This window comes from Flavobacterium sp. GNP010 (assembly GCF_056428945.1).
Window position 1 is genome coordinate 1 of record NZ_JBWJVK010000043.1, and the last position, 16,324, is coordinate 16,324.

At 34.2% G+C, this 16,324-nt stretch carries 13 protein-coding genes and 1 pseudogene; 3 read left to right on the forward strand and 11 right to left on the reverse strand.

Annotated elements, in window-relative coordinates; all coding sequences use genetic code 11:
* Window positions 1-677 (forward strand): glutaminase A (gene glsA, locus AC061C_RS13730; protein WP_478291635.1); only part of this gene is annotated, 677 nt, incomplete at its 5' end.
* A 190-nt stretch (window positions 678-867) separates the two neighbouring features.
* Here glsA and cphA read toward each other — a convergent pair.
* Entirely contained in the window at window positions 868-3,492 is a 2,625-nt protein-coding gene (gene cphA / locus AC061C_RS13735; RefSeq protein ID WP_478291636.1) for a cyanophycin synthetase, read from the reverse strand.
* A gap of 256 nt (window positions 3,493-3,748) precedes the next feature.
* Here cphA and AC061C_RS13740 point away from each other — a divergent pair, with 256 nt between their 5' ends.
* Both AC061C_RS13740 and AC061C_RS13745 read left to right on the forward strand, forming a co-directional pair.
* Window positions 3,749-4,621 carry a cyanophycinase gene (locus AC061C_RS13740; protein WP_417945920.1) on the forward strand — a complete coding sequence of 291 codons (873 nt, stop codon included), beginning with the start codon at window positions 3,749-3,751 and terminating at the stop codon, window positions 4,619-4,621.
* Between the two features lie 55 nt (window positions 4,622-4,676).
* Entirely contained in the window at window positions 4,677-5,519 is an 843-nt protein-coding gene (locus AC061C_RS13745; protein ID WP_478291637.1) for an isoaspartyl peptidase/L-asparaginase, read from the forward strand.
* Window positions 5,520-5,549: 30 nt separating this feature from the next.
* Here AC061C_RS13745 and AC061C_RS13750 read toward each other — a convergent pair whose 3' ends face one another.
* The 10 genes and pseudogenes from AC061C_RS13750 to thrS form a co-directional block, all read right to left on the reverse strand.
* Window positions 5,550-6,347 carry an endonuclease/exonuclease/phosphatase family protein gene (locus AC061C_RS13750; RefSeq protein ID WP_478291638.1) on the reverse strand — a complete coding sequence of 266 codons (798 nt, stop codon included), beginning with the start codon at window positions 6,345-6,347 and terminating at the stop codon, window positions 5,550-5,552.
* 458 nt (window positions 6,348-6,805) lie between these two features.
* Window positions 6,806-7,057: a hypothetical protein gene (locus AC061C_RS13755; RefSeq protein ID WP_478291639.1), complete on the reverse strand. Its 252-nt coding sequence runs from the start codon at window positions 7,055-7,057 to the stop codon at window positions 6,806-6,808.
* 248 nt (window positions 7,058-7,305) lie between these two features.
* Window positions 7,306-7,593 (reverse strand): hypothetical protein, encoded by a 288-nt coding sequence (locus AC061C_RS13760; protein ID WP_478291640.1) that lies wholly within the window; start codon window positions 7,591-7,593, stop codon window positions 7,306-7,308.
* 189 nt (window positions 7,594-7,782) lie between these two features.
* Window positions 7,783-8,451, reverse strand: coding sequence for a DNA-binding transcriptional response regulator (locus AC061C_RS13765; protein WP_478291641.1), 669 nt, complete (start codon window positions 8,449-8,451; stop codon window positions 7,783-7,785).
* Window positions 8,452-8,462: 11 nt separating this feature from the next.
* Window positions 8,463-10,196 (reverse strand): tetratricopeptide repeat-containing sensor histidine kinase, encoded by a 1,734-nt coding sequence (locus AC061C_RS13770; protein WP_478291642.1) that lies wholly within the window; start codon window positions 10,194-10,196, stop codon window positions 8,463-8,465.
* 148 nt (window positions 10,197-10,344) lie between these two features.
* Window positions 10,345-12,078, reverse strand: a complete 1,734-nt coding sequence (locus AC061C_RS13775) for a tetratricopeptide repeat-containing sensor histidine kinase (protein ID WP_478291643.1) — start codon at window positions 12,076-12,078, stop codon at window positions 10,345-10,347.
* 359 nt (window positions 12,079-12,437) lie between these two features.
* Window positions 12,438-12,782: a 50S ribosomal protein L20 gene (gene rplT, locus AC061C_RS13780; RefSeq protein ID WP_099716008.1), complete on the reverse strand. Its 345-nt coding sequence runs from the start codon at window positions 12,780-12,782 to the stop codon at window positions 12,438-12,440.
* A gap of 174 nt (window positions 12,783-12,956) precedes the next feature.
* Window positions 12,957-13,154 (reverse strand): 50S ribosomal protein L35, encoded by a 198-nt coding sequence (gene rpmI, locus AC061C_RS13785; protein ID WP_022827375.1) that lies wholly within the window; start codon window positions 13,152-13,154, stop codon window positions 12,957-12,959.
* Between the two features lie 217 nt (window positions 13,155-13,371).
* Window positions 13,372-13,920, reverse strand: a pseudogene (infC, locus tag AC061C_RS13790) (translation initiation factor IF-3); the annotation flags it as partial.
* Between the two features lie 16 nt (window positions 13,921-13,936).
* Window positions 13,937-15,883: a threonine--tRNA ligase gene (thrS, locus tag AC061C_RS13795; protein ID WP_417972033.1), complete on the reverse strand. Its 1,947-nt coding sequence runs from the start codon at window positions 15,881-15,883 to the stop codon at window positions 13,937-13,939.
* Window positions 15,884-16,324 lie beyond the last annotated feature (441 nt).

The following is a 16,324-nucleotide window of genomic DNA, read 5'->3' on the forward strand; positions in this document are numbered from 1 at the left end:
AGAAAATATGGAAGCGAGTGGGAGTAGAACCTTCAGGAAGTGCTTTTAATTCTTTAGTACAATTAGAATATGAAAAAGGAATTCCACGAAATCCTTTTATTAATGCAGGCGCAATAGTTATAGCAGATATGCTTGTGACTCATTTAGAAAACCCAAAACAAGATTTTCTGGATTTTATAAGAATGATTTCAGGAAGTACAACAATAGATTTTAATTTAAAAGTAGCACAATCTGAAAAAGACACTCGTTTCAGAAATGCCGCTTTGGCTAATTTTTTAAAATCTTTTGGGAATATAGATAATGATGTTGATGAAGTTTTGGATTTTTATTTTCATCAATGTTCTATAGAAATGACATGCAAAGAATTAGCTCATTCCTTTTTCTTTCTAGCCAATGAAGGAAAAACTAAAGCAGGAATACCAATTTTAACTAAAAGCCAAGTAAAGAGACTCAATGCCTTAATGCAAACCTGTGGTTTCTATGATGAATCAGGAGAATTCACCTATAAAGTAGGATTGCCTGGTAAAAGCGGAATAGGAGGAGGAATTGCGGCTTTGTTTCCTAAAAATTTCGTGGTTGCCACATGGAGTCCGAGATTAAATGAAAAAGGAAATTCAGAGTTAGGGATGCATGCATTAGAAGTATTGACAACTAAAACCGAAATGTCAATTTTCTAAAAATACAGGTATTAAGGTATGAATTTTAGCCCTGATTAAGCCGATATCCTTTGAGAGGAACGAACAAAGATAAAGGCGAAAGCAGGAAATAGCTCCTAAATTAAAAGCATCATTTATTGGGGTGAAATTTTGATAAATAAACAAACAAAAACTACTTATTACAGTAGCTTTTGTTATTTATTGAAAAAAATTAGACGATTCCATTCTCGTTTTCTTTGTCTAAATATTCTTGTACAATTTCGATCGCATTAGTAACAACATCGCTCAATGCAGTAATAAAGCTTCCTTCTTCGGCGCTATTGATTGCATGTTTAATAGCTTCAACTTCTTTGGGAATGATTTCGTGAGTAACGGGTCTACCAGACTCTGATATCCCTTGTAGTAATAATGTATTAATTTCAGCTTCTGTTCTACCTCTTAAGTGTTTTTCTTGTCGTATGATAATATGATCAAACATGCGTCCTGCAATTTTTGCACATTCTTTAATATCTTCATCACGACGGTCACCAACACCAGCAATAATTCCAATTTTTTTGGTGGCTTGCACACTTTGCAAATAGTCTTCGACACCTGCATAACCCGAAGCATTGTGAGCAAAATCAATTAATACTTTGAATTTTTTAAACTCAAATATATTCATACGTCCTGGAGTTTGTGCTGCACTTGGAATGAAAGTTTGTAACGATAAGCTAATATCTTCGGTTTTAAATCCCCATAAATAACTTGCCAACGTGGCGGCAAGTACATTTGCTATCATGAATTTAGCTTTTCCTCCTAATGTTAGTGGAACGTGACTGGCGCGTTCAATTCGGATTTTCCATTCCCCTTTCTTGATGGTAATATATCCGTTTTCATAAACGGCAACTGTTTTCCCTTCGGCACACAGTTTTTTGATAAAGTCATTGTCTTCGCTCAAACTAAAGTAAGCGACATTACAATTCAAATCTTGACCTATTTTTATGCAATGCTCGTCGTCTCCGTTTAAAACTGCCCAGCCATTTTTTTTGATGCTTTTTACCACAGTAGCTTTTACTCTCGCCAAATCATCTAAGGTATGAATGTCATTTAAACCCAAATGGTCCTCCTGAATATTAGTAATAACTCCAATATCACATAGACTAAAACCCAAACCAGATCGCAGGATTCCGCCTCTGGCAGTTTCCAGAACAGCAAATTCTACCGTTGGATCTTTCAAAATGTACTCTGCACTTAGCGGTCCAGTAGTATCGCCTTTTTCCATCATGTGATTTTGAATGTAAATCCCATCAGAAGTAGTGAATCCGACCTTAAAACCATTATTTTTTACAATATGTGCTAAAAGTCGGGTAGTAGTAGTTTTTCCATTGGTTCCTGTAACGGCAATAATAGGAATTCGACATGATTTTCCCGGAGGATAGAGCATATCGATTACGGGAGCTGCTACATTTCTTGGTAAACCTTCAGAGGGTGCAAGGTGCATTCTAAAACCAGGAGCTGCATTGACTTCCAGAATAACACCGCCGTTTTCCTTTAATGGTTGTGTCAAATTTTCGGCCATGATATCTACACCGCATACATCAAGTCCTATGACTCTTGAAATGCGTTCAGCAAGAAAGATATTTTCTGGGTGCATCATATCAGTAACATCTACAGATGTACCTCCAGTACTTAAGTTTGCTGTAGATTTTAAAAATACAATTTCATCAACTTTAGGAATGGTTGCTAAGGTATAGCCTAGTTTTTCTAGTAAATCTTCAGTGTCACGATCGACATCAATTTGAGTCAGTACATTTTCATGACCATACCCTCTTCTTGGATCTAAGTTTGTGGTAGTAATTAATTCTTGAATAGTAGCAGTCCCGTCACCAACTACATGAGCAGGAACTCGCTTTGCCGCAGCAACTAATTTGTTGTCAATGACCAATATTCTGTAGTCGAACCCCGTAATAAATTTTTCTACAATGATGCGTTTGCTGTATTCTTTGGCAAAAGCCAAACCAGAAACCGCATCTTCCCAATTTGTAACATTGATAGAAGCTCCTTTTCCGTGATTTCCATCCAATGGTTTTAACACGATTGGGTAGCCAATTTTTTTTATGGTCTCTGCCAAATCGTCTTCGTTTACACAAATGCTTCCGCTGGCAACAGGAATCGATGCCATATCCAACATTTTTTTGGTAAGTTCTTTATTGCATGCGATATCAACAGCGATGCTACTTGTTTTACAGGTAATGGTGGCTTGAAAACGCATTTGATTGATCCCATATCCCAATTGTACTAATGAATTTGTTCCCAATCGTATCCAAGGAATATCTCTAGAAACCGCTTCTTCTACTATACTTCCGGTACTTGGCCCAAGCCGAACACGTTCCCGTATTTCGCGCATTTTCTGTAAGTCGGCATTCAAATCATAATCAGTTCCTGCGATTAAGGCTTCAGCAATTGCGACTGAAGATTCGGCAGCAAAAAGACCTACATTTTCTTCGGTATAGCTAAACACTACATTATAAGTTCCAAGTGTTTTAGTTTCTCTAGTTCTACCAAATCCCGTTTCCATTCCAGCTAGAGACTGGATTTCTAGAGCAATGTGTTCAATGACATGTCCCATCCAAGTACCGCGTTCTACTCTAGAAAAAAATCCGCCACGACATCCTTCAGAACAACGATGCTCAATCAGCGAGGGAAACATAGTCTCGATTCGTTCTCTAAATCCCTCGATTTTATTGGTGGGAAACTGTTCCATTTCTTCTAAATCCAAACGCATTTGGATTAATTTTTTTCTACGAATGCTCCAGATATTTGGTCCACGAAGTGCTTGTATTTTGATGATTTTCATAAAATGAAACTATTAATTGTATATTGAAATTGGTTTTTGCTTGGCTAGCATTTAAAAAATTAAAATGAAGATTTATCGGGATTTACAAGATGCTGACCAGAATTTTAAAATTTCATTTTAATAAATCGAATATATTGCTTTATAGAACTAAAACAAAATTTATTTCTTTCATTATCTTTTGATTTTAAAGGTTTAAAACTTAAAAAAAACGAAAAAGTACAAGTGCTTCTTTTAACTTTTTAGTTATTTTTGTCAAATGAATATATTAGGAAAACTTATAATAATAGGCGGTGCAGTAGATAAAGGGAGTTTTACCGAAACCGATTTTGACAAAATTGCTAAAAACAATTTAAACTTTTTTGAGACGGGTATTTTAAAGCGAATACTAAACGAATCCAAGCATAAAGAGCAATCAAGAATTGAAGTAGTCACCACTGCTTCGATCATCCCAAAAGAAATAGGTCCAGAATATGTAAAGGCATTTGAATATTTGAATGCAAAGAATGTTGGCATCCTTACAATCGAAAGGCGTGAGCAAGCTGCTGACGAAGAAGTTTTGACTCGATTAAAAGCCGCTGATATTGTAATGTTTACAGGAGGAGATCAATTGCGATTGACTTCTATCCTTGGAGGAACAGCTTTTCATGATATTTTACTGGATAAGTATCACAATGAGGAATTTATTTATGCTGGTACCTCGGCAGGAGCGGCTGCAGCCTCTAATACAATGATTTATCAAGGCAGTAGTTCCGAGGCTTTATTGAAAGGTGAAGTAAAAATTTCAAGTGGTTTAGGGCTGATTGATGGTGTAATTATCGACACTCATTTTGTACAACGAGGCAGAATTGGTAGGCTTTTTCAAGCTGTCGTGGGTAATCCAAGAGTTTTAGGAATAGGACTTGGAGAGGATACCGGTTTATTAATTACCCACAATACTCAAATGGAAGCTATCGGATCCGGATTGGTTATTTTAGTAGATGGTCGTGAAATAAAAGATACGAATTTAACTAAAGTCGAATTAGGGCAACCCATCTCGATTTCTCATTTAGTAACGCACGTAATGAGTAAATTTGACACCTACAATCTCGAAACGCATAAAATGCACATTCAATCTTCTCACTACGTATAAAACATAGTATCTTTTTCATTGCACATTTAAACGTATAAACGGAACTCTAAACAGTATGAAAGTAATCCTACATGGAGGTTTTTTCTCGGAATCTTCGACCAATATTGAAACTAAGGTAGCCAAACAAAATGCTTTAGAGCGTATTGTGAAATTGTCCTATACTTTTTTAGAAACGCATTCGGCAATAGAAACTGTTGTTTATGCGGTTACGCTTTTGGAAGATGATGAATTGTTTAATGCAGGTATCGGTTCCCAAATTCAAAGTGATGGAAAAATTAGGATGAGTGCTGCAATCATGGATGGAGCAACTCAGAAAATGAGTGGTGTTATCAATATTGAAGAGGTAAAAAACCCCGTACAAGTGGCTCAAATATTAATGCAATATGATGATAGGATTTTAGGAGGTAGTGGAGCCACACATTTCGCAAGAAAGAATGGTTTTGAACCTTTTTCTACTGAGATTCCGCAGCGTAGAGCAGAATATGAGGCAAAATTGAAAACATTGGGGATGGGAACAGTAGGTTGTGTTGTTTTAGACTCGAAAGGAAAAATTGCTGTTGCAACTTCAACAGGAGGAAAGGGTTTTGAAATTCCGGGACGCATCTCAGATTCAGCTACTGTAGCCGGAAATTATGCTAATGAATTTTGTGGTGTGAGCTTGACTGGAGTAGGCGAAGATATTGTGAGTAATGCCACTGCGACAAAAATTGTAACTCGAGTAACAGACGGATTCACTTTACAAGAAGCTTTTATGAAAACTTTTGACGAGTTAAAACCGTTTGATGGTTTTGCAGGAGCCATAGCAATAGATAGTAAAGGAAATGTATTTCATCAAGATTCCCATCCCAGTATGGTTTTTGCTAGTTTTGATGGTGAAAAGCTAGAAGTTTTTGAATAATATAAAGAGAATTACTTTTTATTTCTACAATTATTTTAGGGAGAATTCAAACCAAATAGGAATGTGATCGGATAGAATGCGCGCTTCTTTTAGGGTTGCAAAAGCACTATGAAAAGGGATAATTCCTGATTTTAAGAAATTAATTTCTGAAGCTTTATAATATACATTGTCAAATTCAGATGCAAGACATGTGCCTTTTTTGCATTCTTTTTTCAAGGAAGTTTTCTGATTGACCAAAATCGATTTATATCCCATTTTTTTCAATGGATTAAAAACACTGTGCGATTGTGGGCAGTTGAAATCGCCAGCAAATAACAGGTTTAAATTAGGATATTCATAAGGTAAAAACTTAAAGTACTTTATTTCAGTTTCAGGTTGTCGTTTTTTTGTGATGGCATGAAAATTAACGACAGTAAATTGTTTGTTTTCATATTGAAATGTACAAAAATATGGTTCTCTGTCTATCTCGAGATGGTATTTTTTTTCCAGCCATGCTTTTCCCACCATACTAACTTTACTGGTTTTCCAAATATAAGCGTAACGTTCTGTTTTGTATGCACTGCTGCTAGTAGGATCACTTACTGTATAATTCCATTTTGACCCTTTGCGATTGAGTTCATCCGCTAATCGGGCCACAGCTTGTGCGCCACCATATCCCGCCACGACTTCCTGTATGACGATGATATCATAATCACGTACAATGTTGGCAATGAGTATAATTTCTTGATTTGATTTTGATTGACCTAAATTTTCAATATTCCAAGAAAGGAGCTTAATTTGGGAGAACCCAATGGAGTAAAATAGTAAAAAGGATAGAAGAAATTTCAATTGTTGGGAGAAGATATTTTTAGGTTTTTGGTTAAGAGTGATTACTATGGTAGAATTAACTACTATAAGTGACTTGAGCGAAACTGTTTTAGTAGGCTTGACAAATTATTGGTTCTTATCGATTGTCTATTGAATAGCAAAAATAGTGAAATATCTCCAAAAGAATCAAGAACCTTTTTTAAGTTATACCTAATTACTTTATAATTGCACGAATCAGAATAAAGACTAATGTGTTGCTTTATTTTCGAGTCAAAATTTTATAAACTAAATAAATTAGGAATAAAGATCCAAGTATAACGATTGCCATGTGAAAAGAGAACAATACATTAGATTTTAAAATGAGAAATGATTTCATAGATTTATATTTGCGAAAAACGGACTTTAAAAAACAGAATTTTTTTATTTTTTAAGGAAAGAAATACAAAGATTGCACTAAAAAATAGTTGTATCAGTTCATCTTAAATAGTTAATTTTCCTTTTCGATTTCGTGAAAAATGTTTTGGTGATTGTTGTTTTCTAGTATTGTTAGAAGTCCTTTCTATTGGTTTAGCATATTTTTTTAATCGATTCGGACTGCTATTAATGAGCAGTTCATTTTTATTAGGCCTGTATTTATTTAATCCATCCTTCTGTTTTATAGATTGCATTTTTGAAGTATGAGCAAATAATGATATAAATAACAATAGAGCAACAAGAGTAATTTTTTTCATTTTATTGTTGTGCGAATAGATCAGTTATTACAAGTATTATTCGTTTTCTGGAGCATTAACTTCATTATTGGTACAGTAGCTGTTCAGAATCTAAATTGATTTTTTCGGTACCAAAAAGTTATCTGATTAACGGCAAACCCATTGGTAAAACCCTAAACCATTAAATAAAAATAGCGTGTGACAATCTCCTTTTTTGAAATCGTAGGATGTAGTACCGTATTGGTGTTTTATATTTGAAATATATATGGTTATATTTTCACCCAGTTGCTTGCTATCCAATCGTGTAGTTGAACTTGGTAGACTTCATTTTCTAAAGCTGGATGTTGTAAAAAACTTTCAACTTTTTGAAAACTTGCTCTGGTTTGAGGAACTTTATATTTTTTTAAAAACTGATTGCAGAAATCGATTACTTCCAACTCCTCTGTTTTGTCTATGTAAGTCCTTTCAGAAGAATCGTTAGTATTAAAATATTCTGCAGCATTTGTTGTTTGTGAATAGCCATTAAATGCTAAGTCTTCTCTTGTAAAATTTGCCATTTTAAGTTGATTTGGAGTTTCAGTTGCCAAACTTAATAGCTTTACAAATCATTATTTTACGGGAAACCGTAAAAGACAAAATTATTTTAAAAAAGTTTCAAGATTAAATTTTTTAAAAGGTAATTTTTTTGGATTTAATAGTACGGCAGTTGTTGAGCAGTATCTCGTTTATTTGAAGGGTTAAAAAGCTCAAACTAATCCTAAATCTTTTGAGATAGCAATAAGATGAACATTATTATTGGCTTTAAAATATATTTTTAATCTGTTGATTCGTTTTTCCAGACTGCTACTCCCATTTGGAACAATTCCTGTACTTTTGAAATTTGTGGAAATTTCATCAAGAGTCAAACCATTTGATAATGATTTTAATAACGTAATATCATAGGATTCAATTTCGAAAAGGGAGTTGTCTCTCAAAGCATGGGCAATTGCTACAGTTGGCTTGACATCTTCATGATTATAAATACGCTGAATTGCGTTTTGCAGCTCAGGAATACTATCTCTCCCTTTTGATATGTAAGCATTGATTTTCAAAGTATTAAAAAGAGATTTGATTCTAAAGGATTTATCTTCTATTGAGAATACGATAGTTTTGATATCAGGTTGTATTTTTTTTACGGCTTCAATCAATTCTTCCCCTGATACTAGCTTATTTTCTCTATGATCAGCTTTGAATGATAAATCACTAATTAATAAATCATAAGGCGCATTGTCATGAATTGCTTTTTTTATTTTTACTAAAGCATCATCACAGTATTTAGCATGATAAATATCGGAGATTGAAATTGCTTGCAAAGCTTGAACTACAGCGATACTGATGCTGTCTAAATCCTCGGCTATTAATACTTTTTGGAACATATATTCAAGTGTTATATTGGAATTGTAAAGCGCACTTTAAATCCTTTATTCGGACTAGTGTCAAAACTAATGTTTCCTTTTACAGCCAGAATACGGTTTTCCACATTTTGAAGTCCATTTTTAGATTTTAGTTGGTTTTCAGTTGCCCCAATGCCGTTATCCATATAGTCTATTTGTAGTTTTTTTTCCTTTAGATTAAAAGTTAGTAGTACTAAACTGCATTGACTATATTTTTTCATGTTCACGAGCAATTCTTGGATAACGCGATAGAGTATGATTTTTATATTACTATCGAGTGTCGACCAATTGATTGCATCCAATCCATTTGCAATTACATTCACCTCATGTGTATTAAAATCAGTCATCATTTCTTTAAAGTCAGACAGGAACGCTGGACCAGTTTCGACGGTGATGTTTTCTTTTGATATATTTCTTGTCCTGCTGTAAATAGTATCTAGGTTAGAGAGTAGTATTTCTTTATTTCGTGTGGTCGATAAATCCTGCGTTTCCGCAAAAGCCATGGTTTGGTAGACATCATTGGCTAACTCATCATGTAGTTTTTTCGAAATCCGAATTTCAGTGGCATACGTTGCTTTTATTTTTTCGCGTTTATTTTTGGCCAAAAGCAAATACGTAATTACAATACCTATTGCCGTGATGGTTCCCACGATGAGGTATAGAAAGATATTTTTCTTTTTTTGTGTAGCTTCCTGCTCTATTTTCTGTACTTTAAGTTGTATGTTTTCCTCCCTTTCTTTTTTCGAATCGTATCTAATTTTAGCATACTGATTTTTGGCTTTTTGCCTAACCTTGGTGATGCTATCATTAATGTGAAGGTATTGCAGCGCATAGTTTTTAGCAGTTGCACCTGTATTGAGTTCTATTAATAATTGTAGACATGCCAAACGTTTTTTTGGAATCCTGAGAGTAGTAGCAGCATTATAACCTAATTTAGCATAGTTGTTTGCGAGGGCAAAATCTTTTTTTTTGTAGTATTCTGATAGAGAAATATAGGTATAGATCTTACTGATGTTATTTGTTTTTAATGCTATACGCAATGATTTTAAATAGTATTCTAGCACTTTAGGTTTACCTAATTCTAAATAACAATTTCCCAAGTTTGTTAATGTTAGAGTATAGGCTTCTACATTATTTGTACTTTTTTTTTTGGTGAGTAAATATTCAAATATGTAAGCGGCCTTTTTGAACTGTTCCATTTCTTGATATGCCCAGGCTATATTATGAAGAGTCGTTAATTTTTCATTGGTTGTCGTTTTTTTTAGTTCTAAAGCTTTGTTGAAATAGAGGAGCGAATTTTTAAAATCTAAAGTAGAGGTTGCGATAATTCCAAGCTGAAAATTTACATCAAAATTATAGGGGTGGTCCTTCTTTTTTTCAAGTAATGGTATAATTTCAGTTGCTGTCGTTTCAGCGCCAGTGTAATCGGATTGTAGATAATGAAGTCTTCCCAGATTTATTAAGGCTAAAATTTTGCGGGAAGTATCTCTTTTTGTTTCAGCGGACAATTTAGCTTTATAAAAATAGTAATAAGCACTATCGTAATTAAGTTTTTGGAAATAGATATCACCTGCATCTATATACTTATCGGTTTCAATTCGATCTGCTTTCGGTCTTTTCCAGTGATTTTTTACTATTTGTTGTTGTGGTTGTTCTTTTTGACAAGAATTCAAGAGTAACAATAACGTTAAGAGTGTAATAGAAAGATAAAGTTTGGTACGAGTCATTTGTCGGAAAAGCAAGAATTTAGTAGTACATAAAGGTTACCTCTCCAGAAAATATAGTAGGATAGAACCTTGCTGTATCAGACAAATATAACGGAATTATTCTTATTAATTCAGGGGATGGAGTGGTTTTAAATACAAAAAAGCAAATTTATGTTGGGATGATAATTTGCACTTTAAATCCTTTGTTTGGACTAGTGTTAAAACGAATGTTTCCTTTTACAGCCAGAATACGGTTTTCCACATTTTGAAGTCCGTTTTTAGATTTTAGTTGGTTTTCAGTTGCCCCGATGCCGTTATCCATATAGTCTATTTGTAGTTTTTTTTCCTTTAGATCAAAAGTTAGTAGTACTAAACTGCATTGACTGTATTTTTTCATGTTCACAAGCAGTTCTTGGATGACGCGATAGAGTATAATTTTTACATTACTATCGAGTGTCGACCAATTGATTGCTTCCAATCCATTTGCAATTACATTCACCTCAGGTGTGTTAAAATCAGTCATCATTTCTTTAAAGTCAGACAAGAACGCTGGACCAGTTTCGACGGAGATGTTTTCTTTCGAAATATTTCTTGTCCTGCTGTAAATAGTATCTAGGTTAGAGAGAAGTATTTCCTTATTTCGTGTGGTCGATAAGTCCTGAGTTTCCGCAAAAGCCATGGTTTGGTAGACATCATTGGCTAACTCATCATGTAGTTTTTTCGAAATCCGAATTTCAGTGGCATACGTTGCTTTTATTTTTTCGCGTTTATTTTTGGCCAAAAGCAAATACGTAATTACAATACCTATTGCCGTGATGGTTCCCACGATGAGGTATAGAAAGATATTTTTCTTTTTTTGTGTAGCTTCCTGCTCTATTTTCTGTACTTTAAGTTGTATGTTTTCCTCCCTTTCTTTTTTCGAATCGTATCTAATTTTAGCATACTGATTTTTGGCTTTTTGCCTAACCTTGGTGATGCTATCATTAAGATGAAGGTATTGCAGCGCATAGTTTTTAGCTGTTGCACCAGTATTGAGCTCTATTAATAATTGCAGACATTCCAAACGTTTGTGTGGAATCCTTAGAGTAGTAGCAGCATTATAACCTAATTTAGCATAGTTGTTTGCAAGGGTAAAATCTTTTTTTTTGTAGTATTCTGAGAGAGAACTATAAGTTGAAATTTTACTACGATTATTGGTCTTTAATGCTATACGCAATGATTTTAAATAGTATTCTAGCGCTTTAGGGTTACCTAATTCTAAATAACAATTTCCCAAGTTTGTTAATGTTAGAGTATAGACTTCTACATTATTTGTACTTTCTTTTTTGGTAAGTAAATATTCAAATATGTATGTGGCATTTTTGAATTGTTTCATTTCTTGATATACGTAGGCTATATTATGTAGTGTTATTAATTTTTCATCGATAGTTATTTTTTTTAATTCTAAAACTTTATTGAAATAGAGGAGCGCATTTTTATAATCTAAAGTAGAGGTTGCGATATTGCCAAGCTGAAAATTTACATCAAAATTATAGGGGTGGTCCTTCTTTTTTTCAAGTAATGGTATAATTTCAGTTACTGTCGTTTCAGCGCCACTGTAATCGGATTGTAGATAATGAAGTCTTCCCAAATTTATTAAGGCTAAAATTATGCGGGAAGTATCTTTTTTTGCCTCGGCTGAGAGTTTAGCTTTTGCATTACAGTAGTAAGCACTATCGTAATTTAGTTTTTGGAAATAGATATCTCCTGCATCTATATACTTATCGGTTTCAATTCGATCTGCTTTCGATCTTTTCCAAGGATTCTTAACTATTTGTTGTGGTTGTTGTTCTTTTTTACAAGAATTCAAGAGTAACAATAATGTTAGTAGTGTAATAGAAAGATAAAGGTTGGTACGAGTCATTTGTATAAAATACTGTTTTTATTTTATTGGGAAGCTATGTCAGTACCAATTTAGTAATTATTAATTCTTATTTGCAAATGAAATAGGTACTTTATTTATTTTGAATTCATTACTAATTAGCTAGAATGTAGTTTTAGAACTGCCCTAAGTTTGTTAAGCTTTAGCCATGCCAAGAGGTTATGGAGTATGCAGGTGCCAAATCATTCTTCTGATAGGTAAATAGATGTGCTGTACTTTTGTTCGGATGTTTTAAATAATATATTAGGACTAGCAGGAGGTAGCTAAAACAAAAACCCCATCGCGACGAATCGGATGGGGCTCTATATCAGTAAGTAATCTAAATTGAGTTTATAAAACGTTTATTTTACTTTGTTAAGTATTGCTTTGAAAGCATCTGGATGATTCATTGCTAAATCGGCAAGAACTTTACGGTTCAATTCGATATTGTTAGCTTTCAATTTCCCGATGAATTGAGAATAAGACATTCCTTCCAATCTAGCTCCAGCGTTGATACGTTGAATCCATAAAGCACGGAAATTTCTTTTATTCACTTTTCTATCACGGTAAGCGTAGCACATTGCTTTCTCTACCGCATTCTTAGCAACTGTCCAAACGTTTTTACGTCTACCAAAGAAACCTTTGGCTTGCTTCATTATTTTTTTTCTTCTTGCTCTTTTAGCAACTGAATTTACCGATCTTGGCATAATTTTTACTTTTTTTTTGTAGCAGGCGGCTTGAATTTAATCAAAAGCACTTAATGGCCCTACTCCAAGGTTATTTGAAATTGTTTTAACCTAAAGAAATCTTTCGTCAAATGTCAAAAGTCGAATGTCGAAAGTGTGCACTTTAGACTTTAAGACTTTCTAACTTTGGACTTATTAGATAATTCTTAATTGTTGTTTGATGCTTTTCATATCTGTTTTGTGAACTAGCGCTGAGTGTGTCAAAGCTAATTTACGTTTTTTAGACTTTTTAGTCAAGATGTGACTTTTAAAAGCATGCTTTCTTTTAATCTTTCCAGAACCAGTAACTTTAAAACGTTTCTTGGCGCTAGATTTGGTTTTCATTTTAGGCATTTTTTCCTAGTGTTTTAATTTATTCTTACTTACTGTCTTTGCGATGAACGAAGCAATCTGCTATCGTTCATCAAATTTTTTATGATGCTATTGTACAAAGCAATCTTTCTTGCTATACAGTTTCTTTATCGTCAGAAGCAGGTTGAGCTCCCGTATTTTTTACAACTGGTTTTTGTTGATTTTCCTTTGCTTTTGGCTGTGATTGCGTTGATTTACCTTTCTTAGGAGCAATGAACATAATCATCCTCTTTCCTTCAAGAACTGGCATAGCTTCTACTTTACCAAATTCTTCAAGATCTGTAGCTAGTCTCAATAATAAGATTTGACCTTGATCTTTATAGATAATCGAACGTCCTTTAAAGAAAACAAATGCTTTCAATTTCGCACCTTCTTTCAAGAACTTTTCAGCATTCTTTCTTTTAAATTCGTAATCATGCTCATCTGTTTGAGGTCCAAAACGAATTTCCTTAACGACTACTTGCGTAGATTTCGCTTTAAGGATTTTATCACGTTTCTTTTGCTCGTAAACAAATTTCTTATAATCCATGATTTTACAAACCGGTGGATCAGCATTTGGTGAAATCTCCACTAGATCCAATTCAAATTGGTCTGCTAGTCTTAGAGCCTCCGAAAGTTTAAAAACTCCAGGTTCAATATTTTCACCTACAAGTCTTACTTCTTGTATACCACGAATAAGATTATTTATTCTGTGTGCATCCTTTTTTTCTACGCGAGGTTGGTAACCTCTGTTGCTTCTTATTGCTATGACTTTATAATTTAAGTTAAACTGTAAATACTTTTAATGTTTTGTTGATCTCTTCGTTTACAATAGTTACAAATTCTTCTATTGTTACGGTGATATTTCCTTTTCCTTCTTGTCCGTGACGACGTATAGAAATAGTCCCATTTTTCTCTTCTTCCTCGCCTACAATCAGCATAAACGGGGTTTTTTGCATTTCGGCATCTCTAATTTTCTTCCCGATTGTCTCGTTTCTATTGTCTACAAGGGCGCGAATTTCGTGATTTTCTAGGAGATTTAAAACTTTTTTCGCATATATTTCATATTTCTCACTCAAAGACAATATTATAGCCTGTTCAGGCATTAACCAAAGAGGGAAATTTCCTGCGGTATGTTCTAATAAAATTGCAATAAATCGTTCCATTGAGCCAAAAGGAGCTCTGTGAATCATTACAGGTCTATGTAATTCGTTATCAGATCCTTTATATGTCAAATCAAAACGTTCTGGTAAGTTGTAATCCACTTGAATCGTTCCTAATTGCCATTGTCTTCCAAGGGCATCTTTTACCATGAAATCTAACTTTGGACCATAGAAAGCGGCTTCGCCATATTCAACTACAGTATTCAAACCTTTATCTGCAGCAGCATTGATAATAGCATTTTCTGCTTTTTCCCAGTTTTCGTCTGTACCTATATACTTATCTCTGTTTTCTTTGTCTCTTAGTGAAATCTGAGCTGTAAAGTTTTCGAATCCCAATGAACCAAATACATAAAGAACCAAGTCAATTACTTTCTTAAACTCTTCATCCAGTTGTTCTGGTGTGCAAAATATATGTGCATCATCTTGAGTAAAACCTCGTACTCGAGTTAAACCGTGTAGTTCACCACTTTGTTCGTATCGGTAAACAGTACCAAATTCAGCGTAACGCTTTGGTAAATCTTTGTATGACCAAGGACGTACGTTGTAAATTTCGCAGTGATGCGGACAGTTCATTGGTTTTAATAAAAATTCTTCTCCTTCAGCTGGTGTGCTTATAGGTTGGAAACTATCAGCACCATATTTTGCATAATGTCCTGACGTTACATACAATTCTTTTTGACCAATATGCGGGGTCACTACTTGCTCGTAACCGCCTTTTTTCTGTGCTTTTTTCAAAAATTGCTCAAGACGATCTCTTAATGCAGCGCCTTTTGGTAACCATAAAGGCAATCCTGCACCTACTTTTTGTGAAAAAGCAAACAATTCTAGTTCTTTTCCTAGTTTTCTGTGATCACGGCGTTTTGCCTCTTCCAGTAGTTCTAGGTATTCGGTTAAATCTTTTTGTTTAGGGAAAGATGTTCCGTAAACACGAGTCAACTGCTTGTTTTTCTCGTCACCTCTCCAGTAGGCTCCGGCAACACTCATGACCTTCATCGCTTTAATGATTCCTGTATTAGGAATATGTCCACCACGACATAAATCAGTAAAGGTATCATGATCGCAAAACGTAATGGTTCCGTCCTCAAGATTGGTAATCAGTTCCGTTTTGTAAACGTTATCCTTATATAGTTCTAGAGCTTCAGCTTTAGAAACAGGACGCAGTTTGAATTCATGCTTTCCTCTTGATATTTCAAGAACACGATCCTCAATTTTTTTGAAATCAGCATCAGTGATTTTCTGATCTTCAAAATCCACATCATAATAAAACCCATTGGATATTGCTGGTCCTAATGTTAGTTTGATTCCAGGATACATTTCCTCAAGAACCTGTGCCATTACATGTGAAGTCGAATGCCAAAAAGCTTTTTTTCCGCCTTCGTCATTCCAAGTATATAATATAAGACTGCCGTCCGTCGTCAAAGGAGTTGTGGTTTCTACAGTTGTACCATCAAAAGAAGCCGAAATTACATTTCTGGCAAATCCTTCGCTAATGCTTTTCGCAACATCCATAGGAGTAATCCCAGGAGCAAACTCTTTAATTGACCCGTCGGGCAAAGTAATCTTAATCATCGTTTGTTATTTTAAGAATGCAAATATAGACCATTACAAAAATACATACAATATATAAGGAAGGTTTGTTGTTTCAATTAGTACCAAAAACAATATTGGTACTCATTATATATAGGTAAAGGGCAAAAGATTCTTTTAGGAGCTGTTTCCCGCTATTCGTTTTAATCTTTTCTCTCGTTAAAGAAACGAGAGAAAAGGATTTTCACTGCTATCGGGGCTAGGGGAGTAGGTTTATAATTTGCAATTCATTTAAAATAGTAATAAATCCAGTCTTTATTAGGTATTCAATTGGTAGAGAAAGTTGCGATGCGGTTGATTATGTATAAATTCAACCGCTAATTTTGGAGATAAAGCAGCTTATTCGTTTTGATAGAGTGTTGTGGTTCAAAAAAAAATTACTTACAAAATTCACGTTTACAGCGATTTAAAACATAAGTTAAG